We start from the raw sequence: 23,751 nt of genomic DNA, 5'->3' as shown, positions 1-23,751 counted from the left end.
TCGTCATTTTTGTTACTGTTCTTACCATTCTGAAAATCAGACACAGCTCAAACTCTGGCAAAAAATGTAAATTAATGTCGTTATGCTACTGCCACCGAGGCTGTAGCGCATTGTATATTCTCTACAAAATGACATCGATTTCTCCTTTGATTGAAATCGTCAGAATGTATGAACGGGTAGCACTATGAATATGCTGGAAAAAATTCAATCACAGCTGGAAAATCTGAGCAAATCAGAGCGCAAAGTTGCCGAAGTCATTCTCGATTCTCCCACCACTGCCATGCACTCAAGCATTGCCCTGCTGGCTCGCGCGGCGGGCGTAAGCGAACCGACGGTGAATCGCTTTTGCCACCGGCTGAAAACCAAAGGTTTCCCTGACTTCAAATTGCAGCTGGCACAAAGCCTGGCCAGCGGAACGCCCTATGTCAGCCGTAACGTTGAACAGGACGACAGCGTTGAGTCTTACTCAGGGAAAATTTTCGAGTCCGCGATGGCCGGGCTGGATCGGGTGAAACAAAGTCTGGATGTCGGTGCCGTTAACCGTGCCGTCGATCTGCTGACCCAGTCAAAGAAAATTGCCTTCTTCGGTCTGGGGGCTTCTGCTGCCGTGGCACACGATGCAATGAATAAATTTTTCCGCTTCAATGTGCCGGTGATCTATTCCGATGACATTGTGATGCAGCGCATGAGCTGCATGAACAGCGGTGAAGGCGATGTGATGGTGCTGATCTCCCATACCGGCCGCACCAAAAATATGGTTGAGCTGGCGATGATGGCGCGGGAAAACGATGCCACGGTACTGGCCATCACCTCTCCCGGGTCGCCACTGGCGCGCGAGGCCACGCTGGCCCTGACGCTGGATGTTCCTGAAGATACCGATATTTATATGCCGATGGTGTCGCGCCTGGCGCAATTAACGCTGATTGATGTGCTGGCCACCGGCTTCACCCTGCGGCGCGGAGCAAAATTCCGCGATAATCTTAAGCGGGTTAAAGAGGCGCTCAGAGAATCCCGATTCGACAAAGACAGCCCTGATTCTGTGCTGAAAGCGCATTGAGTGAGCCATTTTTATCGCGTCATCGCGTGGGGGACATTCATCTGGCCCCACGCTGGCTGCTATGAAACAAAAAAATGTCCTACCCTCAGAATGTAATCAACAGAGCAGATTGATACTGCCACTGTGTCGATGTATCCGCTCCCCCCACAGCGATAAGAACAGGTAATAATTTACTCATTTCACCTAATAATAAGATACGTATCTCAAAAAACCGCTTATCGGCATTATTGAGCAAAACTTAAATCTTTTTTTCAAACCATAAGAAATACGTATGATCGATTAAAACCATCGTGACCATATAAACAGCTAAATCTAAAAATAACGATAAAAATCAACTTACTGATAATGAATTGGATTCAAAAGTCACGTTAATAAATATCATCTATTTACCTCGTGGACAATCGCAAATCCCTACCTATAATTCATAAAAATTAATCGACCAATTGGTAAAAACAACTTATTGCCCGTCATGGCATGAAAATGCTTTTAAAAAAATTCAGTTTATTCATTTTCGTTAATCACTACATTTTGGCTCTGACAAAAAAATACAAACTGAGCACAATGCATTAACAGCACATTTTTAGTACTAAAATTTCACCTGTGGAAATAAATACAAAATGAAAAAGATACTGAATAATATCAACCTGCCTGCAAAATTCATGCTCCTTGCTTTCTTTGCACTGATACTTTTTGCTGTACCTACCGCCTTATTTATTGATGAGGGAAATCAGCAGATCAGTGCAAAAGAGTTAGAACTACAGGGCATCCCCGTTGAAAAACAGATGCTGGTACTGCTGAATCTTATGCAGCGCCATCGTGCAGAAGCCGCCATCGCTATCGCTCAAAACACGCCCGATGCACCGGCAAGGCTGGCATTGAAAGAACAGATCAACGTATTAAGCGATGCCATTCAGGGCACATTGCGCTCCTCGGCCAGTGAAAGTGCTGCCCTGCAAAGTTTTAGCAGGCTGACCGGCCTTTGGCGTCAACTACAAACTGATATAGATAACCGAAATTTAACCCTGGCAACCAGTTTAACGCACCATGCCCAGCTGATACGTACATTGCTCGATACCAATATGCAGGTCGTCGATTTCTACGGATTATCACTGGATCCTGATTTAAATACTTATCAGTTTATCATCAGCACCTTTAACCGGTTGCCGGAATTGACTGAAACACTCGGGCAGATCCGTGCCCGGGGTACCTCATTACTGGCAAGTAAGGAAGGTATTAACGACAGCGACTATGCCCGCATGGAGTTTCAGATACTGAATGGCAGAAATGCCCTGCGTCTTTATAATGACAATCTGCTGAAATCATTCGAGACCGATCATTCTTTGCGCACAAAATTCAGTACTCGCACGAGCAATGCTTTTAAACAAACCGATGAAGCATTGAAAATGGCAGAAGCTGTCTTTGTGAATCGTAGTCTGAATAATCTCAAACCGACCGAATTTGTTGCTGTTTTCACCAATGCTATCAATCAGTACTCTACCTTCGCCAATGAAGCAGCGGATGAATTAGATAACATGCTGTCGGCGCAGATAAGTGAACATAGATATAATCAATATGAACTGTTAGGCGTGCTGGCAACGATTATGCTTATCGTTGTGACACTGGCGATTTATATCATCCGTTCCATCACTGATCCGCTGCGTGATGTGGCACACGTTGCCAGAGAGGTTGCCTCGGGTAATTTGACGTCTCAGGTTCAGGTTAACGGCACCAATGAAATGGCGGCGCTAATTCACTCCTTAATGCAAATGCGTCACCGCCTCTCGGAACTGGTTGCCGATATAAAAAATAATGCGACAACCATCGCCACCTCCTCTGAAGAGATAGCACAGGGAAATGGCGATCTCTCAGCACGCACAGAAGAACAGGCCGCCTCTCTCGCTCAAACTGCTGCCAGCATGGAACAACTTTCATCGATTATTTTGCAGAATGCGGATAACACCCGCCACGCTGCCGGCATGGCCAGTTCAGCAACCGATGCTGCGCTGCTGGGCGGGGAAGCCATGGAGTCCGTTCTGGAGTCAATGCAAAAGATCAGCTCCAGTGCCGGTCAGATTGAAGAAATTATCCGTGTGATCGACAGTATCGCGTTTCAGACCAACATTCTGGCACTGAACGCTGCCGTTGAGGCCGCACGTGCGGGTGAACATGGAAAAGGGTTCGCGGTTGTGGCGGCCGAAGTCAGAGCGCTGGCTCAGCGCTCCGCCAGTGCAGCTAAAGAGGTCAAGCAGTTGATCACCCACTCGGTTGAAAATGCTCGTCAGGGTATTTCTATGGCGCAGGATGCAGGGGACAAAGTGAAGCAAAGTGTCTCAGCGATTGAGCAGACGGCCCAGTTGGTTAACGACATTGCCTCCTCCTCACAGGAACAGAGTGCGGGTGTTGCGCAGATCAATATTGCGGTCAATCAGATGGATCAGGTCACCCAGCAGAACGCCGTTCTGGTTGAACAATCAGCGTCGTCGGCAGACGAGCTTGCCGCGCGTGCGAATCAATTACGCGAGCTGGTGGCGGTGTTCCGCACGGAGGAGAATCGGCTTTAGTCACATCAACACCTTTAGGCGCGCTCTTCTTTATCCTCGCGCGGCGTCAAGGTTATAGCAGGTTCCTGCACCACCAAGGTCATTCTTAAGGGAATGTCTTACGATAGGAGTGACTTTGGCGGGTTGTGTCAGTATTGTATCAGTCGAGGCCTTCACACTACGCCAGCCTTATTCGAATGCAGAAGAAGGCTGGCGTACGAGAATGAATAACTAAACCGTACATCTGAATAGATAATCATCTTTAGACCTCTTAAGTGAATACTCTACACATCACTTTAGGTCTCCCTAGCTAAGGAAACTCTATGTCTCGTCGTCTCAGAAGAACCAAGATTGTAACCACCTTGGGCCCCGCTACCGATCGCGATAATAACCTCGAAAAAGTCATCGCTGCCGGCGCCAACGTCGTTCGTCTTAACTTCTCACATGGCACGCCAGAAGATCACCAAATGCGCGCCGACAAAGTGCGCGAGATTGCCGCTAAACTGGGACGGCATGTCGCGATTCTGGGTGACCTTCAGGGGCCGAAAATCCGCGTGTCTACCTTTAAAGAAGGCAAGGTTTTCCTGAATATTGGGGAAAAATTCCTGCTGGATGCCAGCATGGGCAAAGGCGAAGGCGACAGAGAGAAAGTGGGGATCGATTATAAAGGTCTGCCTGCCGATGTGGTACCGGGCGATATCCTGCTGCTGGATGATGGCCGTGTACAGTTGAAGGTACTGGAAGTCCAGGGCATGAAAGTCTTCACCGAAGTGACCGTTGGTGGGCCACTGTCGAACAATAAAGGCATCAACAAACTCGGTGGGGGCCTGTCAGCTGAAGCGCTCACGGAAAAAGACAAAGCCGATATCCTGACCGCCGCCAAAATTGGCGTCGACTATCTGGCCGTGTCCTTCCCGCGCTGTGGTGAAGATCTCAACTATGCACGTCGTCTGGCACGTGAAGCCGGCTGTGATGCAAAAATCGTCTCCAAAGTGGAACGTGCTGAAGCCGTTGCCAGCCAGGAAGCGATGGATGACATCATTCTTGCCTCGGATGTCGTGATGGTGGCCAGGGGCGATCTGGGCGTTGAGATTGGTGATCCGGAGCTGGTCGGTATTCAGAAGGCCCTGATCCGTCGTGCTCGCCAGTTAAACCGTTCTGTGATCACTGCCACCCAGATGATGGAATCGATGATCACTAACCCGATGCCGACGCGTGCAGAGGTCATGGACGTGGCTAACGCCGTGCTCGACGGCACCGATGCCGTCATGCTGTCTGCAGAAACGGCAGCAGGCCAGTACCCGGCAGAAACCGTTTCAGCGATGGCGAAAGTCTGCCTGGGCGCAGAAAAAATCCCAAGCATTAACGTCTCCAAACACCGTCTTGATGTGCAGTTCGATAACATCGAAGAAGCCATTGCGATGTCGGCGATGTATGCAGCGAACCATCTGCAGGGCGTCACGGCCATTATCACCATGACCGAGTCAGGCCGTACTGCGCTGATGACCTCACGTATCACCTCAGGTCTGCCAATTTTCGCGATGTCGCGCCATGAGCGCACGCTGAATCTGACCGCGCTGTATCGTGGTGTCACCCCGGTCTTCTTCGACAGCAATAATGATGGCGTTGTCGCTGCGCATGACGCTATCAATCTGCTGCGTGAAAAAGGCTTCCTGATGTCAGGTGACCTGGTTATCGTTACCCAGGGCGATGTGATGAGCACCACCGGAACCACCAATACCAGCCGTGTGCTGCGCGTTGAGTAATTCCGCCTGAATATATTGGGCCACAAGGCCCAATATATTCCACTCCCACTTCGTGCTCGCTTTAGACTCACTCTGCAAAGCGTATTACCCCTCAACTCTCCATCATGTGATGCCGTTAAATGGCCACCTACCTCACCTTCATATTTATGCATTGTGATCGGGCGAGAATGCGTTATGTTAGCGCGGTTCCGAAAGCTGACACGCTGCTGCATTACACCACCCCCTGGAGGGAGCCAGAATGGCGTCATTTGTTCCACTGTCGAACCTGACCCGTCGACACCTGATATTCCCATTGTCATTAGTCCTCTTCGAGTTTGCGACCTATATCGCCCACGATATGATTCAGCCCGGTATGTTGCTGGTCACTCAGGAATTTAACGTTGGGCCAGAATGGGTATCAGCCTCTCTGACGGCCTATCTGATTGGCGGCATTGTGTTGCAGTGGTTGCTGGGCCCCCTGTCGGACAAGCTGGGTCGGCGCCCGGTGATGCTCGCCGGAGTTACCTTCTTCATGCTGACCTGTATGGCGACCCATTGGGTGCAGAGCATCGAGCAATTTATCCTGCTGCGTTTCCTGCAGGGAATCAGCCTGTGCTTCATTGGCGCCGTGGGGTATGCCGCGATACAGGAAGCCTTCGATGAAGCTCTTAGCGTGCGTATCATGGCGTTAATGGCCAACGTTGCGCTGCTGGCTCCGCTCGCGGGTCCGCTGGCCGGGGCTGCATTTCTGGAAATCAGTGACTGGCGTACCATGTTCTGGCTGTTTGGTGCCGTCACGGCCATTGCCCTTCTGGGCCTGTGGCGTACCATGCCGGAAACGGCCGGTGACCCGCAGATGTCGCTGTCACTTCCCTCTCTGGGCAAAGGGTATCTGGCCCTGCTGAAAGACCGTCAGGTGATGAGTGGTTCACTGGCAATAGGCCTGGTGACCATCCCGTGCCTGGCCTGGGTGGCGCTGTCGCCCGTGATCCTGATCCACGATGAGGGGCTGACACGGCTGGATTACGCACTGTTGCAGCTTCCCGTATTCGTCGCCATGATTGCCGGGAACCTGACCCTGGGCAAGCTTGCCTCTCGCGTGCCTATCGATCAACCGCTGCGCCTGGGCGCCTGGCCGATTTTACTGGGCCTTGGGATCGCCGCACTGGCCTCCGTTATCGACAAGCACAGCTACCTGTGGCTGACTGCCGGGCTCAGTCTCTACGGTTTTGGCACCGGACTGGTGAACGCGGGTCTGTACCGTTTGACGTTGTTTTCCAGCCAGGCAGGCAAAGGCAGTGTCGCCGCAATGCTCGGCATGGTGAGTATTCTGGTGTTTGCGTTGGGGATTGAGCTGGCGAAGTTTGCTTACTTTAGCGACGGTGCCCGCGCTTTCAGCCTGGCGAATCTGGCCTGCGGTCTGGTGTGGTGCGTGTTAGTACGGGCATTTCTGCGGGAATGGAAGCGTCGTTCCTCACTAAACTGATCGGCCAGGGGACAACAACATAGCGCGTTGTCCCCAGCCAGTATTACTTCTTTGGATAAAGTTCTTTGCGATCGTAAGGTTCTTTCTCACCGGGTTTGCGTGTTTTCAGCAACTTGAGTATCCAGGTGTACTGCTCCGGATGCGGACGCACAAAATCTTCCACTTCTTTATTCAACCGGCGAGCCTGTGAAGCATCATCAGAATCCGGCAGATCGTCCATCGGCGGACGTAGATAAATATCCAGACAGTGGCGTTTGCTGTCATACACCGGGAAGAGCGGTACCACTTTCGCCCGGCAGACTTTCATCATACGCCCTACCGCGGGTAGCGTAGCTTTGTAAGTATCGAAGAAATCAACGAATTCACTCTGCTCTGCACCGTGATCCTGATCCGGCAGATAATAGCCCCAGTATCCCTGACGGATAGACAGGACAAACGGTTTGATGCCGTCGTTACGCGCATGCATACGACCGCCAAAACGGCGTCTTACCCGGTTCCAGACGTAATCCATTACCGGATTGCTCTGGTTATGGAACATCGCCGCCATCGGCTGCCCTTCAGACGCCAGCACCATCGCCGGCAGGTCGACGGCCCAGGCGTGGGGTACCAGGAAAATGACATTCTGCCCGTTATTCTGCAAATCATCGATAATCTCACGTCCGTGCCAGCGAATACGCTTCTTTGCGTTCTTCGGCCGCAGGGCGAGTTCGGCCATCATCGCCATCGACTGCGGGGCAACGGCAAACATCTCGTCGATTATCGCTTCGCGTTCTTGCTCTGACTTATCCGTCATGCAGTACAACAGGTTAATCTGTGCACGACGGCGCGCACTGCGGGCAAATTTCCCTGCCAGACGACCTAATGCACCCAGTAACGGGTCACGCAGACGTGGGGTCACCAGCGTCAGACTGGCAAATGCGCCAACACCCAGCCAGCTTCCCCAATAGCGTGGCAATAAGAAACTTTTGTTAAACGTGGGAATGAACTCAATTTGATTATTTTTTCTGTTTTCCATGCACTGGCCTCGAACAATAACGGGCTTATGATAGTGCTGACGGAAGATTTTGCAAAGTTATTGCCGTGAATGCGCCTGTTTAGGCTAAAAAAAAGCCGATGGCATCCACCATCGGCTTTTTTATGTGCAGCAATCTTACTTGAAGCGAAGTTGAGGCACGACTTCGCGCACTTTCGCCAGGTAATCGCGACGGTCTTTACCGGTCAACCCTTCCATACGCGGAAGTTTGGCCGTCAACGGGTTCACTGCCTGATTGTTAATCCAGATTTCAAAGTGCAGGTGTGGCCCCGTAGAACGCCCCGTATTACCGGAAAGCGCGATGCGATCGCCACGCTTCACTTTCTGACCGGGTTTCACCAGCAGCTTCTTCAGATGCATATAGCGCGTCATATACTGACGTCCATGGCGAACGGCAACGTAGTTACCCGCCCCACCGCTGCGTTTAGCAACGATAACCTCACCATCACCGACAGCCAGCACTGGCGTCCCCACTGGCAGAGCAAAGTCCACGCCTTTGTGTGGCGCAACACGCCCGGTTACCGGATTTAAACGACGCGGGTTAAAGTTCGATGACACGCGATACTGTTTCACGGTTGGGAAACGCATAAAACCACGCGCCAGGCCGGAACCGTTACGGTCATAGAACTTACCGTCTGCCCCACGGATCGCGTAATAATCTTTGTCACCACTGTTCAGGCGCACGCCAGCCAGTTCACTCTGCTCGCTTTTACCATTCAGCATTTCGCGCGACATCAGTACGGAGAACTTGTCGCCGTTACGCAGCTTGCGGAAATCCATCTGCCATTGCAGGGATTTAATCACCGCGCTGATTTCACTGCTGGACAGCCCCGCTTTCCTGGCACTGCTGACAAAACTGCCGTTGACCACACCGCTTAATACGCTGTTTTGCCACTCTCCCTTCTGAATGGCAGAAGAGGGTTTGAAGCCGTCACCGGAGCGGTCGTAAGTGCGCGTTTCACGGCGGGACACTTCCCAGGTAATGCGCTGTAAATCACCATTGTCGTTCAGCGACCATGAGAGTTGCTGCCCGACTTGCAGGTTGCGCAAATCTTTATCGCTTTTCACCAGCATGTTGATTTCCGACATATCAATGCCGTACTGGTTTAACACGCTGCTGAGGGTATCACCTGTTGAAACAACGTAATCGTGCGTGCCGCTTTCATCCGGAACGTCTTCATCGATTTCATCTTTCGGGGCATCGTCAGCCGGGGATGGGGTGTCCTGATCTATCGGCTCACTGGCTTCAGGAAGCAAGGTACGTAGTTGATTTTTATCGAGCTCGACGGTTTTAACAATCGGGCTTTCGTTACCCGGATGATAAACGTAAGGCCGCCACAGCGTGACGGCCAGCGTTACAACGGTCAGCGACCCCAACATAATGCGGTGGGGCCGGGGTAAATTATTAAACGCCATGGCGACAGCGCGGGATATCTGCTGCACTTAAATGTTCCTCTATTCTCCTTTCAGGCAGCTCTCATACTGGCTGGACAACTGTGAGAGGAATGTCACATAGCTGTCTTTACCTGGGGTGATGTCCGTCCCGAGTGGATCCAGTGTGCCCGAACGCACGGTGGTCCCTCTGGCAACGGCCTCTATCACGGCTGGCCTGAATTGTGGTTCAGCAAAAACGCAGGCTGCTTTTTGCTCAACCAACTGTGTTCGTATTTGATGTAAACGCTGCGCACCGGGTTGGATCTCAGGGTTGACGGTAAAATGACCTAATGGGGTCAGACCGAAGTGTTTTTCAAAGTAAGTGTAAGCATCATGAAAAACGAAATACCCTTTGCCTTTAACCGGGGCCAACTGTTTACTGATTTTCGCATCGGCTGACGCCAATTCTGCCTCAAAGTGCTGCAGGTTTGCGTCTAGTTTGTCCTTGCTTTGCGGCATAAGTTCCAACAATTTTCCATGGATTGCAATCGCCGTTTGCTTTGAGATCTCCGGAGACATCCACAGATGCATATTATACTCACCATGATGGTGGTGATCGTGGCTGTCAGCAGCCTCATGCGAATGCCCCGCATGTGCTTCATGCTCTTCTTCTTCTTCGTCTTCGCCGCCCTTCAGCAGCAAGCCTTTCACACCCGGGAGGGCACTCATTTCGACGTTCTTTTGTGCGGGCAAACTGGCGGCAGATTTGGTCATAAACGCTTCCATTTCCGGACCAACCCAGACCACTAAATCCGCGCTTTTTAAGCGTTTAATGTCGGAAGGACGCAAGGCATAATCATGCTCTGAGGCACCATCGGGCAGCAAAACATTCACCGGTGTGACGCCATCTGCAATCGCGGCAGCGATAAATCCAACAGGTTTAACGGAGGCAACAACGTCTGCATGGGCAGGAAGCACAAGCGAAGCGGCAATGCTCATGCCTGCGAGCATTGATAAGGCACGTGTTTTTTTGTGTAACATAATGATTCAATCCATCGTGAAGAGCTGATGGATTGTGATATTATAACATTCGTAATTTTCTGCAACCAGTAATCGACATGTCATCTTTGATCACCCTTGAAAAAATTTCTGTGAGCTTTGGACAGCGCCGTGTCCTGTCCGATGTGTCACTTTCGCTGCAACCTGGCCGAATTCTGACCCTGCTCGGGCCGAACGGGGCCGGTAAATCAACGCTGGTGCGCGTGGTGCTCGGGCTGATTGCCCCCACCGCCGGTACCCTGCTGCGCCCGGCGCAACTGCGTATTGGTTACGTGCCGCAAAAAATCCATCTTGATGTCACCCTGCCCCTCACGGTTGCGCGCTTTATGCGTCTGCGACCTGGGGTAAAGTCAGACGATATTCTGCCCGCGCTGAAACGCGTGCAGGCGGCTCATCTGCTGGAATACCCGCTACAAAAACTCTCCGGTGGCGAAATGCAGCGTGTGCTGCTGGCACGAGCACTGCTCAACCAGCCGCAGCTACTGGTGCTTGATGAACCCACGCAGGGCGTTGACGTCAACGGTCAGGTGGCGCTGTATGACCTGATCGACCAGCTGCGCCGCGAACTCAACTGCGGCGTGCTGATGGTCTCCCACGACCTGCATCTGGTGATGGCGAAAACCGACGAGGTCTTGTGCCTCAATCACCATATCTGCTGTTCGGGTACGCCAGAAGCGGTGTCCAAACACCCTGAATTTATCTCGATGTTCGGCCAACGCGGTGCTGAACAGCTGGCGATTTATCGCCACCATCACAACCATCGTCACGATCTCCAGGGACGAATTATTTTGCGCAAAGGGACCGGCCGTCATGATTGAATTATTATTACCCGGCTGGTTAGCAGGCGTATTACTGGCGCTGGCAGCCGGGCCGCTGGGTTCCTTTGTGGTGTGGCGTCGCATGTCCTATTTTGGCGACACGCTGGCACATGCCTCCTTGCTGGGCGTAGCTTTTGGCCTGCTGCTTAATGTCAGTCCGTTTTATGCAGTGATCGTAGTCACTCTGCTGTTGTCGCTGGTGCTGGTGTGGCTGGAGCGTCGTCCGCATCTGGCGATTGATACCCTGCTGGGCATTATGGCGCACAGTGCGCTGTCGCTGGGCATGGTGGTGGTCAGCCTGATGTCTGACGTGCGTGTGGATCTGATGGCCTATCTGTTTGGTGACCTGCTGGCCGTGACACCAACCGATCTGTGGACGATTGTCGCGGGTGTGGCGGTGGTTCTGCTTCTGCTGGCGTGGCAATGGCGTGCCCTGCTGTCAATCACCATCAGCCCTGAGCTGGCGCAGGTGGATGGCGTCAATATTCAGCGGACCAAAATGATTCTGATGCTGATCACGGCGCTGACGATTGGGGTAGCGATGAAATTTGTCGGGGCGTTGATCATCACCTCACTGCTGATTATCCCTGCCGCCACCGCCCGTCGTTTTGCCCGCTCACCGGAGCAGATGGCGGCACTGGCGGTGGTCATTGGCATTCTGGCCGTGACCATCGGTCTGACCTTCTCTGCCTTCTACGATACGCCAGCCGGCCCTTCTGTGGTGCTGGGGGCAGCGGTGATGTTCATGCTGAGTATGGTGAAGAAACCGGCGGTGTAACCCGCCGTTTTTGCACGGGCAAGGAGGCATCCCTCACCCCTACTTACTGTGATTCTGGTCGGTCGATGCCGAAGTGCTTGTAAGCATGCTGGGTGGCCATACGGCCACGCGGCGTGCGTTGAATAAAGCCCTGCTGGATCAGATACGGTTCCAGCACGTCCTCGATGGTTTCGCGCTCTTCACCGATTGCCGCCGCCAGGTTATCCAGCCCGACCGGGCCACCCATAAATTTATCGATAATCGCCAGCAGTAGTTTGCGGTCCATATAGTCGAAACCTTCGGTATCCACACTCAGCATATCCAGTGCTTTTGAGGTCACGTCCCCGCTCATACTGCCGTTCGCACGCACCTCGGCAAAGTCACGCACGCGGCGCAGCAGTCGGTTAGCGATACGCGGCGTACCGCGAGCACGGCGGGCGATTTCCAGCGCGCCATCCTCACTCAATGGCAAACCGAGGCAGGATGCACTGCGGGCAACGATATGCTGTAAGTCTTCTACCCGGTAAAACTCCAGACGTTGCACGATGCCGAAACGGTCACGCAACGGTGACGTCAGTGAGCCCGCGCGCGTGGTGGCGCCAATCAGGGTAAACGGCGGCAGGTCGAGTTTAATCGAACGCGCGCCCGGGCCTTCCCCGATCATAATATCCAGCTGATAGTCTTCCATCGCCGGGTACAGCACTTCTTCCACCACGGGCGACAGTCGGTGGATCTCATCAATAAACAGGACATCATGAGGTTCGAGGTTGGTCAGCATCGCCGCCAGATCGCCTGCTTTCTCCAGCACCGGGCCGGATGTGGTACGCAGGTTAACGCCCATCTCGTTAGCAACAATATTTGCCAGCGTGGTTTTTCCCAGGCCCGGCGGGCCAAAGATCAACAGATGGTCGAGCGCATCACCGCGATTCTTAGCGGCTTCGATGAAGATTTCCATCTGTTCACGCACCACCGGCTGACCAACGTACTCTGCCAGCATTTTCGGGCGGATAGCGCGGTCGATAACTTCTTCTTCGGTGATGACCCCGGCGGAGACAAGGCGGTCGGCTTCAATCATGCTCTACCTCAAATCAAATAGCGGCGCGCAGGGCTTCGCGAATCAATGTTTCGCAGTCGGCGTTCGGTTTACCCACTTTGCTGACCATGCGGCTGGCTTCCTGAGGTTTATACCCCAGCGCCACCAGGGCAGAAACGGCTTCGCTTTCGGCATCGTTGGCGGCTTCTGTCGGCATTTCACTGGTCAGTGCAAACGGTGCATCGGTGGCAAACAGATCGCCGTGCATCCCTTTGAAGCGGTCTTTCATTTCCACCACTAAGCGCTCAGCGGTTTTCTTACCCACGCCTGGCAGTTTCACCAGCACAGCAATCTCTTCACGTTCAACGGCGGTGACGAACTGCTGCGCTGACATACCGGACAAAATGGCCAGTGCCAGCTTAGGCCCGATGCCGTTAACCTTGATCAGTTCACGGAACAGCGCCCGCTCCGGCTTGCTGTTAAAACCAAACAGCAACTGCGCATCTTCGCGCACCACAAAGTGAGTAAAGATAATCGCTTCATGGTTGATGTCGGGAAGCTCATAAAAACAGGTCATTGGCATTTGCACCTCATAACCCACGCCGCTGGCTTCCAGTAACACCACGGGCGGCTGTTTTTCCAGGATAATGCCTCTCAGACGACCTATCACATTCGCTTCCTTCTGATAACAATTTAGAGGGGAGTTTATAGCATAAAAAAGGCTGGATGAATATCCAGCCTGTTGAGATTAGCGGGCCATTGTCCATTAACTCAGACGACCACGAGCGAGGTTAAGCTTGCCCTCACCGATACGATTGACGTTCTGGCTCAGGTGACAATGCGTGATGGCAATCGCCAGCGCATCGGCGGCATCCGCCTGGGGGTTCGCTGGCAGTTTGAGCAAGGTACGCACCATATGCTGTACCTGGCTTTTCTCTGCACTACCGATGCCCACAACGGTCTGCTTCACCTGCCGCGCCGCATACTCAAACACCGGCAGATCCTGGTTCACGGCAGCAACAATGGCCGCACCGCGCGCCTGGCCCAGTTTCAGGGCTGAGTCGGCGTTCTTTGCCATAAAGACCTGCTCAATCGCGAAAAACTCAGGCTGAAACTGAGTAATAATCTCGCTAACACCCGCATAAATCAGCTTCAGGCGCGACGGCAGGTCAGCCACACTGGTGCGGATACATCCACTGCCCAGATACGTTAACTGCCGCCCCACCTGCCGAATCACACCGTAACCGGTGATGCGCGAACCGGGGTCGATCCCCAAAATAATAGCCATTACGCGCTCACCCGATGTGATGGACGGAGTGTCACAGGGTTTCCGCCACCTCGTCAGAAATTTCACCGTTATGGTAAACCTCCTGCACGTCGTCGCAGTCTTCCAGCATATCGATCAAACGCAGCAGTTTTGGTGCGGTCTCCACATCCATATCGGCTTTGGTCGATGGGATCATGGTGACTTCGGCACTTTCTGCCTTCAGACCCGCCGCGTCCAGCGCGTCTTTAACGGCCCCCAGGCTTTCCCATGCGGTGAATACGTCGATGGTGCCATCGTCCCAGGTCATCACATCGTCAGCACCGGCTTCCAGCGCCGCATCCATCACCTGGTCTTCTTCCAGGCCCGGTGCGAAGGTGATCACGCCTTTTTTGGTGAACAGGTAGGCCACAGAACCATCCGTCCCAAGGTTACCACCGGTTTTGGTGAAGGCATGACGCACTTCTGACACGGTACGGTTACGGTTATCACTCAGGCACTCCACCATCACAGCGGTGCCACCTGGGCCGTAACCTTCATAAATGATGGTTTCCATATTGCTGTCATCATCACCGCCCACGCCGCGTGCAATCGCACGGTTCATGGTGTCACGGGTCATGTTGTTTGACAGTGCTTTGTCCATCGCCGCACGCAGACGCGGGTTGGAGTTAGCATCACCACCGCCCAGTTTGGCAGCAGTCACCAGCTCACGAATGATTTTGGTGAAGATTTTACCGCGTTTGGAATCCTGAGCAGCCTTGCGGTGCTTGGTATTCGCCCATTTACTATGTCCCGCCATTTACACTGAGTCTCCAGATTGCCTATTGCACAGGCTATCTTGCTTGCTATTTTGCACCCGGGCAGTGCTCGCAATCCTCACATACATAAGTATGCTGCGGTTGCTCCGCGCTGGCCGTGCGCAAACTATCTGCGCCGATAACGCCTGGACATCAAGCTAAGTTCAAAAGATAAAAATTAAACAAAATTACAGTACGAATTCTTCAATTGCCTGGCGGTTACTCCAGGACTTGGTGAGCGCGGCGGCGGCCGGGGCATCCAGCCACTGAAAGGCCAGATGCTCGCTCAATGTGATGCTGCACTCCGCAGGGAGCATGAGGCTAAACCAGTGTTCCCGATTATGGGTGGTGCCCGGTGCGTAACGATGAAGAAAGTGCGTAAAGATTTCGAATTCTATATGACGCTGGCAGTCCACTAATGTGAGCTGCCCGGCGTTTATATCAATGCCAATCTCTTCCATCACTTCCCGCTGTGCGGTCTGCGCCAGGCTTTCGCCCGGCTCCTGGCTGCCGGTCACCGACTGCCAGAAATCCACATCATCGCGTCGCTGCAACATCAGCACCCGCCGGGTATCCTGGGCATAAATCACCACCAGAACCGACACCGGATGCTTATACGCCATCAGTTATTCTCTGACGGCTGATCTTTCACTTTCTTGACCACTTCAATGCCCAGCTCGGCCAGTGAGGCCGGGTTAGCAAAGTTTGGCGCTTCGGTCATCAGACAGGCCGCAGCGGTGGTTTTCGGGAAGGCAATCACGTCACGAATGTTATCCGTGCCGGTCAGCAGCATGACAAGGCGATCAAGACCAAAGGCCAGACCCGCATGCGGTGGCGTACCGTATTTCAGCGCATCCAGCAGGAAGCCAAACTTCTCACGCTGTTCGTGCTCTTCAATACCCAGAATGCCGAACACCGTCTGCTGCATCTGACCGTTGTGAATACGCACGGAACCGCCACCCACTTCATAGCCATTGATGACCATATCGTAGGCGTTAGCAATCGCGGTTTCCGGTGCGTTCTTCAGTTCTTCCGGCGTCATCTCTTTCGGCGCGGTAAACGGATGGTGCATCGCGGTCAGACCGCCTTCGCCATCGTCTTCAAACATCGGGAAGTCCACGACCCACAGCGGCGCCCAGGAGGCCTCGTTGGTGATCTTAAGGTCACGACCCAGTTTCAGACGCAAAGCACCCAGGGCATCGGCCACGACTTTCGCGCTGCCCGCACCGAAGAAGATCATATCGCCATCGGCGGCGCCGTTACGTGCCAGAATCTCTTCAACGATTTCTGCATTAAGGAATTTCGCTACCGGGCTGGTGATCCCTTCCAGGCCTTTAACACGCTCGTTGACCTTGATGTAAGCCAGGCCCTTCGCGCCATAAATTTCGATAAATTTGCCGTAGTCGTCAATCTGCTTACGGCTCAGCGTCGCGCCACCCGGCACACGCAGTGTCGCAACACGGCCTTTGGCATCGTTAGCCGGGCCAGCAAAGACGTTGAACTCAACGTTTTTCACCAGGTCTGCGACGTCAACCAGCTCCATTGGGTTACGAAGGTCTGGCTTATCGGAACCAAAACGACGCATCGCTTCGGCGAAGGTCATGGTTGGGAAGTCACCCAGTTCAACAGACTTCACATCAACCCACAGATTGCGGACCAGACGTTCCATGATTTCACGCACCTGAGCGGCGGTCATGAACGAGGTTTCAACGTCGATCTGGGTAAATTCAGGCTGACGGTCAGCACGCAGATCCTCGTCACGGAAACATTTGACGATCTGATAGTAACGGTCAAAACCGGACATCATCAGCAGCTGTTTGAACAGCTGTGGCGACTGTGGCAAGGCGTAGAATTTGCCTTTATGCACGCGGCTTGGCACCAGATAGTCACGGGCACCTTCCGGCGTGGCTTTGGTCAGCATCGGGGTTTCGATATCGAGGAAACCGTGCTCATCCATAAAGCGGCGCACAAAGCTGGTAATTTTCGCACGAGCTTTCAGGCGGTTCGCCATATCAGGGCGACGCAGGTCAAGATAGCGATACTTCAGACGCGCTTCTTCGCTGTTCGCCATATTGGAGTCTAACGGCAGCGGTTCTGAGCGGTTGATGATGGTCAGGTCGGTGGCGAACACTTCGATCTCACCGGTGGCCATATCTTTGTTTTTGTTCTTCTCATCACGCGGACGCACGGTGCCGGTGATCTGGATGCAGAACTCGTTACGCAGTTCAGACGCCAGATCGAAAGCCGCCTGACGGTCCGGGTCGAAGAACACCTGCACGATGCCTTCACGGTCACGCATATCAATAAAGATCAGGCTGCCCAGATCGCGACGGCGATTAACCCAACCGCACAGTGTCACTTGCTGGCCTACATGAGACAGATTGATCTGCCCACAATACTCAGTACGCATAACGATATCCTTTTAACTTCAGCGCTGCTGCCGCAGCTTTATAATCACTATCCTGCTCTGAGGAGCGCTGCTGCCGCGAAAAATGGCTGCCATTATAATGGAAAATGGCTCACAGGATAAGTGCTGTCATCAGGGGAAAGTGGCAGAAAAACGCTGCGATGTGCTGCCACCGGACGCTGTGGTTAACAAAACATCATCACCACGACATAACCGCTAACAAATCTCAGCGCTTTACCCACATTATTTTCATCGCCTCGTTTAACTGTTCCTTTGTATTCTCAATGGTTTTCCCCCTTATCCCGGAGAAACGCATGCTCAATCTCAATCCCCAGACCACCGCACTGGTGCTGATCGACTTACAGGAAGGCATTCTGCCGTTTGGCAAGGCACCACACGCGGCCAGTGATGTCGTGCCACGTGCCGCGAAACTGGCCGACCACTTTCGTGCACACAACGCCCCGGTCGTGCTGGTACGTGTAGGCTGGTCAGCGGATTTTGCCGATGCGCCAAAACAACCGGTTGATGCCGCCCATGCCGGAGGCGCACTGCCGGATAACTGGTGGGTCTACCCTGAAGCGCTGGGTGTTCAGGAGAGCGATCTGCACGTCATCAAACGCCAGTGGGGGGCATTCCACGGTACCGATCTGGAACTGCAACTGCGCCGTCGTGGCATTGACACCCTTGTGCTGGGTGGCATCGCCACCAACATTGGCGTTGAGTCCACCGCACGTAACGCCTGGGAACTGGGTTTCAATCTGGTGATTGCCGAAGATATCTGTAGCACCGCCAGCACTGAGCAGCATCAGGCCAGCGTCGAGTGGATCTTCCCACGTATTGCCCGCGTGCGTCAGTCAGATGACGTCATCGCCGCGCTGTCTTAACCTGCGCATGACCGGAGGGAACCGGTCTTTCTCCCCACTGCCTGCCTTGCACTCCCCTGTATCCACACGGTAAAGTTGCCCGCAACTGACTGAATGTGGATAAACAATGAAGCCGTTGTATCTTGGCCTGCCACAGTGGCAGCACCCGCAATGGAAAAAACTGGGGATGACCACCCTGGAAGATTATGCCCGTCACTTTAACTGTGTCGAAGGCAATACCACGCTGTATGCACTGCCGCGCCCGGAAGTGGTACAGCGCTGGCGGGCAATGACGCACGATGACTTCCGCTTCTGTTTTAAATTTCCGGCGACCATCAGCCATCAGGCCGCGCTGCGCCAGTGCGGCGATCTCAGCGCAGAGTTTTTTGATCTGCTCTCTCCGCTGGCCGATCGCATCGGACAGTTCTGGTTACAGCTTCCCGCGGCTTTTTCGCCTGCTGACCTGCCTGCTCTCTGGCAGTTTCTCGATAACCTGCCCACGGAATTCCGCTACGGTGTGGAAGTGCGGCATCCGGAGTTTTTTGCCAAAGGCGAGGCCGAGCAGGCGCTGAATCGCGGATTGCATCAGCGCCGCGTCAACCGGGTGATCCTCGATACCCGCGGCGTGCACAGTGCCCATCCTTCAACGGCCGCGATTATTGAGGCACAACGCAAAAAACCTAAACTGCCAGTCCATGCGGTGATGACCGCAGACGCCCCGATGATCCGTTTTATCGGCGGCGACAACGTCGAGGCTAACCTGAGCTGGTTCAACGCCTGGCGAGATCGGTTACCGCAGTGGTGCGAAACGGCCCAGCCGTGGCTGTTTATACATACCCCGGATGTCGGCTTCGCGCCGGATTTGGTGCGCGCGCTGTGGCCCGGATTACAGCAGGTGCTCCCGCATATCGGTGATGCCCCTGAATGGCCGCAGCAGGAGATGTTATTCTGAACCGGTTCATGCTGATGCCTGGCGACAGTGTCAGCATTGTTCGATACCCTACTCAATAAGATCATTATTACATCATGGAGTGAGTCATGGTCAGTGCGCTTTACGTGGTACTTGGTACGCTTTTTATCCTGAAGTTTTTACTCGACGTGGTGCGCTTACGTCGTCAGTACCGGGTCTCGATCGGTGATGGTGGGGTGTCTGATTTACAGCTGGCCATTCGCATCCACGGTAATGCGGTCGAAAATATCCCCATCGCACTCTTTCTGCTGGTAATGATGGAGATGAACGGTGCCGATATCTGGATGCTGCATCTGCTCGGGCTGTTTTTCTTTTTCGGCCGTCTGATGCATGCGTATGGTTTACGCAGCCGCACCGTGCTGTGGCGCCGTAACGGCATGCTCCTGACGCTGCTTTCGCTCTTCGGCATGGTGGTCGTCAATCTGCTGTTCCTGCCCTGGGACCTGGTTCTCGGCACTTCCTGACCGTTCTACTGGCAGAAAAGGTGCAGCCCGCCGCGCTTTCTGCCAGAATATGCCCTTTCCGTTAGCTTCCCCGGACTTACCACTATGTCTAACCGCGATACGCTGTTCTCCGCGCCAATTGCCAAGCTGGGCGACTGGACGTTTGATGAGCGCGTGGCTGAAGTCTTCCCCGACATGATTCAGCGTTCTGTGCCCGGCTATTCCAACATTATTTCCATGATTGGCATGTTAGCCGAGCGCTTTGTCCAGCCCGACTCCCGTGTTTACGATCTCGGCTGTTCGCTGGGCGCGGCCACGCTGTCAGTGCGCCGCAATATTACTGCCGCTGGCTGCAAGATTATTGCTGTTGATAACTCACCCGCCATGGTTGAGCGCTGCCGCCGCCACATTGATGCCTTCCGTGCCGATACGCCGGTCGAGGTGATTGAAGCGGACATCCGCCAGATCCCGATTGAGAATGCCTCCCTGGTGGTACTGAACTTCACGTTACAGTTTCTGGCACCGGAAGAGCGGCAGCAGTTGCTGAATACCATTTATCAGGGACTGAAACCCGGCGGTGCGCTGGTGCTGTCTGAAAAGTTCAGCTTTGCTGACTCTGACGTGGGTGAACTGCTGTTCAACATGCATCACGACTTTAAACGTGCGAACGGTTACAGCGAACTGGAGATCAGCCAGAAGCGCAGCATGTTGGAAAATGTCATGCTGACCGACAGCGTGGAAACCCATAAACAGCGTCTGCACAATGCGGGTTTCCAGCATGCAGAGCTGTGGTTCCAGTGTTTTAACTTTGGCTCTCTGGTGGCCTTAAAAGCAGGTCATCCCTGATGGATTTCGGAAATTTTTATCAACTGATTGCCAAAAGCCCGCTGTCTCACTGGCTGGAAACCCTGCCTGCGCAGATCGCGGCCTGGCAACGCGAGTCACTGCACGGCCACTTTAAAAACTGGGACCGTTCCGTTGAACACCTGCCCGCACTGACCCCGGAGACGCTGGATTTACTGCACAGCGTCACCGCCGACAGCAGCCATCTTTCCGCACGTCAGCGTGACGGCATTGAAAAACTGCTGCGTAATCTGATGCCATGGCGTAAAGGGCCGTTCTCACTGTACGGCGTGACTATCGATACAGAATGGCGTTCTGACTGGAAGTGGGAGCGGGTGCTGCCGCATATTTCCTCACTGGCCGGACGTACGGTGCTGGATGTCGGTTGTGGCAGCGGCTACCACATGTGGCGCATGCTGGGCGCGGGTGCCAACCTCGTGGTCGGCATCGACCCGATGCAGCTGTTCCTGTGCCAGTTTGAAGCCGTGCGTAAACTGCTGGGCAACGATCAGCGTGCGCACCTGCTGCCGCTGGGCATCGAGCAACTGCCCGAGCTGAAGGCGTTCGACACCGTATTTTCAATGGGCGTGCTGTATCATCGCCGCTCCCCGCTCGACCACCTTTTCCAGTTGAAAAATCAGCTGGTCAGCGGCGGCGAACTGGTGCTGGAAACCCTGGTGGTCGAAGGCGATGACCTGCAGGTACTGGTGCCGGGTGAACGCTATGCGCAGATGCGTAACGTCTACTTCATCCCGTCAACCGGGGCGCTGAAAAACTGGCTGGAGAAGTGTGGATTTGTTGACGTCCGTATTGCTGATTACTCGGTCACCAGCACGGATGAACAGCGTCGTACCAGCTGGATGACCAGCGAGTCCCTGGCCGAGTTCCTCGACCCGAACGACCCAACGAAAACCGTCGAAGGTTATCCTGCCCCCCTGCGTGCCGTGTTGGTAGCGACCAAACCATAATCCCGACAGGGTTGGCCGTCTTACGGCTGACCCTGCCTCCCCCTCGTCGTTGCCCTGCCTCCTCACCGCTCTGAGTGAAATCCTGATCTGTGTCAATGAGAATGATAATTCTTATTAAATCACTCTTTTTGATCAAATGGCCTAATACTTACGGGTTAGTGTGGGATCAGTTGTGCGTTAAATTCACCTGAAAGGAGTATCTGGTATGAGTAAATTTGTTTTTTCATCACCACGGAAATACATTCAGGGCGCGGGTCAGCTAGCCCACCTGGGCGAGCATCTGGCCGAACTGGGCAGCAATGCGTTCCTCGTTGCTGACAAGATTGTCTGGGGGCTGATCGGAAAAGACGTTAAAGCCTCCCTGATCGCGAACAAGGTCGAATTCCACTACGAAGAGTTTAACGGTGAAGCCTCCAGCAATGAGATCACCCGCCTGGCTAAACTGGCGAAAGCCAACGGGACAAGTATTGTGGTCGGCCTCGGTGGCGGTAAAACCCTGGACACTGTAAAAGCGGTTGCCGATGAGTTGAAACACCCCGTTGCCGTCGTGCCCACTATCGCCTCTACCGATGCCCCCTGCAGTGCGCTGTCAGTGATCTACTCGGATACCGGCGTGTTCGAAAGCTACCGTTTCTACAGTAAAAACCCGGATCTGGTGCTGGTGGATACGCAGGTCTGCGTGCGCGCGCCGGTGCGTCTGTTTGCCTCCGGTATTGCGGATGGCCTGGCGACCTATGTTGAAGCGCAGGCGGTGAAACGTTCACACAGCAAATCGATGGTCAACGGTGACCCGACCATTGCCGGAATGGCGATCGCCGAAGCCTGTGAAAAAACACTCCTGACCTGGGGGCTGAGTGCCTATCAGGCCGTGGAGAAACAGCTGGTGACACCCGCGGTGGAAGCCGTGGTGGAAGCCAATACGCTGCTTTCAGGGCTGGGGTTCGAAAACGCCGGTCTGGCCGGTGCCCACGCTATCCACAACGGTTTTACTGCGATTGAGGGCGATATTCACCACCTGACGCACGGTGAAAAAGTGGCTTACGGCACCCTGACCCAGATGGTGCTGGAGCAGCGGCCTGATGAGGAGATCGCACGCTACGTGCGTTTCTACCGAGCCATCAAGATGCCGACCACGCTGAAGGAGCTGCATCTGGACAACGTAAGCTGGGACGATCTGGTGAAAATCGGCGCGCTGGCCAATAACGAAGGGGACACGTTGAAAAACCTGAACCCGGGACTGAGCGCTGAGGATGTGGCGAACGCCATTCTGGCCGTAGATGCCTTTAGTCTGTCAGTGAAATAACCGTATTGTAGTGAAGGCCGATCCGGGCGATCGGCCTTATTTTTCTGCCGCGGTTTATTCCCAATATTCGTAGCGGTAAGCGGCAGTAATATTGCGCCGGATAATCCCGGAGGGGAACACTTCCATTTCACGCGTATAGCTCAACGTACAGTTCCCCTGGTCATCCCACAGCTGGCACTCCTCCAGCGTTGTCATACTGCTCATCGCTGTATCCGAGCGGCTGCTCAGACGTAACTCACGCTGATCCCGGTCGTAGTCCAGCGTCATTTTTTCTCGATCAGACGCCAAAGCCACCAGCAGGTTCTGTTTGTTCCAGCGGTAGGTGAATTTACCGTTACTGTTGCTATCCGATCCCCGCGCAATACTGCTAATCAGCCGCGACTGGCGGTCGAAATGGTGGGTGGTTTCCGTGAAGCCTTTTTCACCATTGAGGACGAACGTATCCGCCGAGCTAATGATATTACCGCGGCTTCCCGTCCGATAATGTGTGGTGCCACGTTTATCATTGATCACCACCCGCTGGCCGTTACGTAATTCAGCAACGGTCATTTCATAGCTTGAAAGCCAACCATCCCTGACATGTTCAATACTCTGCACCAGTGAGATCTGGAGCTTGCCTTCCTGTTTATCGAAGCGCAAATCGGCACGTTTCAGCGTTCCGCAGCGATCAAACTCGCCAATCATGCGTTTTTGCTGATTAACATCCTTACCAAATTCGCCGAGGACAAACTGTTTAACCGGGCCTCTGGCCGTTCCCCCCAACATCACAATGCTGTTATTACTGGCCACCTGCTGAAAGCCCGGCGTGCAGTCTGTTGCCGCCTGTGCAGCCGGAGTCAGCAAAAAGGCCAGCGTCATCATCAGCGTACAACCCGAAAACGGAATCTTCATCACAGCTCTTATGGCAGATTAAGGAGATGACTCAGTGTAGTTTTTTTTGGGTACAACACGCATTACAAACCCGCACCAGGAGCAAAAAAAACCCCAACAA

At 53.8% G+C, this 23,751-nt stretch carries 22 protein-coding genes; 12 read left to right on the top strand and 10 right to left on the bottom strand.

What is annotated here, in order from left to right; all coding sequences use genetic code 11:
* The first annotated feature begins 184 nt into the window (after positions 1-184).
* The 4 genes from HHI26_RS00345 to HHI26_RS00330 all read left to right on the top strand — a co-directional run bounded on the left by HHI26_RS00345 (position 185) and on the right by HHI26_RS00330 (position 6,828).
* Positions 185-1,057, top strand: coding sequence for a MurR/RpiR family transcriptional regulator (locus HHI26_RS00345; RefSeq protein ID WP_159336495.1), 873 nt, complete (start codon positions 185-187; stop codon positions 1,055-1,057).
* Between the two features lie 617 nt (positions 1,058-1,674).
* Entirely contained in the window at positions 1,675-3,618 is a 1,944-nt protein-coding gene (locus HHI26_RS00340; protein ID WP_133841793.1) for a methyl-accepting chemotaxis protein, read from the top strand.
* 302 nt (positions 3,619-3,920) lie between these two features.
* Entirely contained in the window at positions 3,921-5,363 is a 1,443-nt protein-coding gene (pyk, locus tag HHI26_RS00335; RefSeq protein WP_133841792.1) for a pyruvate kinase, read from the top strand.
* A 238-nt stretch (positions 5,364-5,601) separates the two neighbouring features.
* Positions 5,602-6,828: an MFS transporter gene (locus HHI26_RS00330; protein ID WP_133841791.1), complete on the top strand. Its 1,227-nt coding sequence runs from the start codon at positions 5,602-5,604 to the stop codon at positions 6,826-6,828.
* Positions 6,829-6,871: 43 nt separating this feature from the next.
* On the opposite strand, the gene lpxM is transcribed toward HHI26_RS00330, so the two are convergent.
* The 3 genes from lpxM to znuA form a co-directional block, all read right to left on the bottom strand.
* Positions 6,872-7,843: a lauroyl-Kdo(2)-lipid IV(A) myristoyltransferase gene (gene lpxM / locus HHI26_RS00325; RefSeq protein ID WP_133841790.1), complete on the bottom strand. Its 972-nt coding sequence runs from the start codon at positions 7,841-7,843 to the stop codon at positions 6,872-6,874.
* Positions 7,844-7,978: 135 nt separating this feature from the next.
* Positions 7,979-9,304 carry a murein DD-endopeptidase MepM gene (gene mepM / locus HHI26_RS00320; protein WP_133841789.1) on the bottom strand — a complete coding sequence of 442 codons (1,326 nt, stop codon included), beginning with the start codon at positions 9,302-9,304 and terminating at the stop codon, positions 7,979-7,981.
* A gap of 12 nt (positions 9,305-9,316) precedes the next feature.
* Positions 9,317-10,276 (bottom strand): zinc ABC transporter substrate-binding protein ZnuA, encoded by a 960-nt coding sequence (gene znuA / locus HHI26_RS00315; RefSeq protein WP_133841788.1) that lies wholly within the window; start codon positions 10,274-10,276, stop codon positions 9,317-9,319.
* A gap of 77 nt (positions 10,277-10,353) precedes the next feature.
* Here znuA and znuC point away from each other — a divergent pair, with 77 nt between their 5' ends.
* Positions 10,354-11,112: a zinc ABC transporter ATP-binding protein ZnuC gene (znuC, locus tag HHI26_RS00310; protein ID WP_133841787.1), complete on the top strand. Its 759-nt coding sequence runs from the start codon at positions 10,354-10,356 to the stop codon at positions 11,110-11,112.
* A complete protein-coding gene (znuB, locus tag HHI26_RS00305; RefSeq protein ID WP_133841786.1) occupies positions 11,105-11,890 on the top strand; it encodes a zinc ABC transporter permease subunit ZnuB in 786 nt (261 codons plus the stop codon). The genes znuC and znuB overlap by 8 nt, the downstream gene beginning before the upstream one ends.
* Before the next feature lie 43 nt (positions 11,891-11,933).
* Here znuB and ruvB read toward each other — a convergent pair whose 3' ends face one another.
* From ruvB to aspS, 6 genes are all read right to left on the bottom strand, one after another.
* Positions 11,934-12,944: a Holliday junction branch migration DNA helicase RuvB gene (gene ruvB / locus HHI26_RS00300; protein ID WP_133841785.1), complete on the bottom strand. Its 1,011-nt coding sequence runs from the start codon at positions 12,942-12,944 to the stop codon at positions 11,934-11,936.
* A gap of 13 nt (positions 12,945-12,957) precedes the next feature.
* Entirely contained in the window at positions 12,958-13,572 is a 615-nt protein-coding gene (gene ruvA / locus HHI26_RS00295) for a Holliday junction branch migration protein RuvA (RefSeq protein WP_133841784.1), read from the bottom strand.
* Positions 13,573-13,668: 96 nt separating this feature from the next.
* Entirely contained in the window at positions 13,669-14,190 is a 522-nt protein-coding gene (gene ruvC, locus HHI26_RS00290; RefSeq protein ID WP_133841783.1) for a crossover junction endodeoxyribonuclease RuvC, read from the bottom strand.
* A 31-nt stretch (positions 14,191-14,221) separates the two neighbouring features.
* Positions 14,222-14,965 (bottom strand): YebC/PmpR family DNA-binding transcriptional regulator, encoded by a 744-nt coding sequence (locus HHI26_RS00285; RefSeq protein ID WP_133841782.1) that lies wholly within the window; start codon positions 14,963-14,965, stop codon positions 14,222-14,224.
* 186 nt (positions 14,966-15,151) lie between these two features.
* On the bottom strand, positions 15,152-15,586 hold the full coding sequence (gene nudB, locus HHI26_RS00280) for a dihydroneopterin triphosphate diphosphatase (protein ID WP_133841781.1): 435 nt from the start codon (positions 15,584-15,586) through the stop codon (positions 15,152-15,154).
* The gene (gene aspS / locus HHI26_RS00275; protein ID WP_171148390.1) at positions 15,586-17,373 is read right to left on the bottom strand and encodes an aspartate--tRNA ligase; all 1,788 of its coding nucleotides are present in this window, start codon (positions 17,371-17,373) and stop codon (positions 15,586-15,588) included. Before aspS ends, nudB begins: the two co-directional genes overlap by 1 nt.
* Positions 17,374-17,684: 311 nt before the next feature.
* Here aspS and HHI26_RS00270 point away from each other — a divergent pair, with 311 nt between their 5' ends.
* The 6 genes from HHI26_RS00270 to HHI26_RS00245 all read left to right on the top strand — a co-directional run bounded on the left by HHI26_RS00270 (position 17,685) and on the right by HHI26_RS00245 (position 22,760).
* Entirely contained in the window at positions 17,685-18,254 is a 570-nt protein-coding gene (locus tag HHI26_RS00270) for a hydrolase (RefSeq protein WP_159336490.1), read from the top strand.
* Between the two features lie 106 nt (positions 18,255-18,360).
* Complete coding sequence (locus HHI26_RS00265; RefSeq protein ID WP_133841778.1) at positions 18,361-19,185, top strand: DUF72 domain-containing protein; 825 nt, start codon at positions 18,361-18,363, stop codon at positions 19,183-19,185.
* Positions 19,186-19,271: 86 nt separating this feature from the next.
* A complete protein-coding gene (locus HHI26_RS00260) occupies positions 19,272-19,667 on the top strand; it encodes an MAPEG family protein (RefSeq protein ID WP_133841777.1) in 396 nt (131 codons plus the stop codon).
* A gap of 84 nt (positions 19,668-19,751) precedes the next feature.
* Positions 19,752-20,492, top strand: a complete 741-nt coding sequence (cmoA, locus tag HHI26_RS00255) for a carboxy-S-adenosyl-L-methionine synthase CmoA (RefSeq protein WP_133841776.1) — start codon at positions 19,752-19,754, stop codon at positions 20,490-20,492.
* Positions 20,489-21,457 carry a tRNA 5-methoxyuridine(34)/uridine 5-oxyacetic acid(34) synthase CmoB gene (gene cmoB, locus HHI26_RS00250; RefSeq protein WP_133841775.1) on the top strand — a complete coding sequence of 323 codons (969 nt, stop codon included), beginning with the start codon at positions 20,489-20,491 and terminating at the stop codon, positions 21,455-21,457. Before cmoA ends, cmoB begins: the two co-directional genes overlap by 4 nt.
* A 205-nt stretch (positions 21,458-21,662) precedes the next feature.
* Complete coding sequence (locus HHI26_RS00245) at positions 21,663-22,760, top strand: glycerol dehydrogenase (protein ID WP_133841774.1); 1,098 nt, start codon at positions 21,663-21,665, stop codon at positions 22,758-22,760.
* Positions 22,761-22,814: 54 nt separating this feature from the next.
* Here the strand turns inward: HHI26_RS00245 and HHI26_RS00240 are convergent, their stop codons facing one another.
* Complete coding sequence (locus HHI26_RS00240) at positions 22,815-23,651, bottom strand: hypothetical protein (RefSeq protein ID WP_171148389.1); 837 nt, start codon at positions 23,649-23,651, stop codon at positions 22,815-22,817.
* Positions 23,652-23,751 lie beyond the last annotated feature (100 nt).

The organism is Erwinia sp. JH02 (assembly GCF_013074405.1).
Classification (GTDB): Bacteria; Pseudomonadota; Gammaproteobacteria; order Enterobacterales; family Enterobacteriaceae; genus Erwinia; species Erwinia rhapontici.
This window is presented reverse-complemented; position numbering and strand designations above follow the sequence as displayed.

What these genes read in the sequence shown, in the direction of transcription:
- HHI26_RS00345 (WP_159336495.1), top strand. Translation starts at nt 185, where the DNA reads ATGAATATGCTGGAAAAAATTCAATCACAGCTGGAAAATCTGAGCAAA.
- HHI26_RS00340 (WP_133841793.1), top strand. Translation starts at nt 1,675, where the DNA reads ATGAAAAAGATACTGAATAATATCAACCTGCCTGCAAAATTCATGCTC.
- pyk (WP_133841792.1), top strand. Translation starts at nt 3,921, where the DNA reads ATGTCTCGTCGTCTCAGAAGAACCAAGATTGTAACCACCTTGGGCCCC.
- HHI26_RS00330 (WP_133841791.1), top strand. Translation starts at nt 5,602, where the DNA reads ATGGCGTCATTTGTTCCACTGTCGAACCTGACCCGTCGACACCTGATA.
- lpxM (WP_133841790.1), bottom strand. Translation starts at nt 7,843, where the DNA reads ATGGAAAACAGAAAAAATAATCAAATTGAGTTCATTCCCACGTTTAAC.
- znuA (WP_133841788.1), bottom strand. Translation starts at nt 10,276, where the DNA reads ATGTTACACAAAAAAACACGTGCCTTATCAATGCTCGCAGGCATGAGC.
- znuC (WP_133841787.1), top strand. Translation starts at nt 10,354, where the DNA reads ATGTCATCTTTGATCACCCTTGAAAAAATTTCTGTGAGCTTTGGACAG.
- znuB (WP_133841786.1), top strand. Translation starts at nt 11,105, where the DNA reads ATGATTGAATTATTATTACCCGGCTGGTTAGCAGGCGTATTACTGGCG.
- ruvB (WP_133841785.1), bottom strand. Translation starts at nt 12,944, where the DNA reads ATGATTGAAGCCGACCGCCTTGTCTCCGCCGGGGTCATCACCGAAGAA.
- ruvC (WP_133841783.1), bottom strand. Translation starts at nt 14,190, where the DNA reads ATGGCTATTATTTTGGGGATCGACCCCGGTTCGCGCATCACCGGTTAC.
- HHI26_RS00285 (WP_133841782.1), bottom strand. Translation starts at nt 14,965, where the DNA reads ATGGCGGGACATAGTAAATGGGCGAATACCAAGCACCGCAAGGCTGCT.
- nudB (WP_133841781.1), bottom strand. Translation starts at nt 15,586, where the DNA reads ATGGCGTATAAGCATCCGGTGTCGGTTCTGGTGGTGATTTATGCCCAG.
- aspS (WP_171148390.1), bottom strand. Translation starts at nt 17,373, where the DNA reads ATGCGTACTGAGTATTGTGGGCAGATCAATCTGTCTCATGTAGGCCAG.
- HHI26_RS00270 (WP_159336490.1), top strand. Translation starts at nt 17,685, where the DNA reads ATGCTCAATCTCAATCCCCAGACCACCGCACTGGTGCTGATCGACTTA.
- HHI26_RS00265 (WP_133841778.1), top strand. Translation starts at nt 18,361, where the DNA reads ATGAAGCCGTTGTATCTTGGCCTGCCACAGTGGCAGCACCCGCAATGG.
- HHI26_RS00260 (WP_133841777.1), top strand. Translation starts at nt 19,272, where the DNA reads ATGGTCAGTGCGCTTTACGTGGTACTTGGTACGCTTTTTATCCTGAAG.
- cmoA (WP_133841776.1), top strand. Translation starts at nt 19,752, where the DNA reads ATGTCTAACCGCGATACGCTGTTCTCCGCGCCAATTGCCAAGCTGGGC.
- HHI26_RS00245 (WP_133841774.1), top strand. Translation starts at nt 21,663, where the DNA reads ATGAGTAAATTTGTTTTTTCATCACCACGGAAATACATTCAGGGCGCG.
- HHI26_RS00240 (WP_171148389.1), bottom strand. Translation starts at nt 23,651, where the DNA reads ATGAAGATTCCGTTTTCGGGTTGTACGCTGATGATGACGCTGGCCTTT.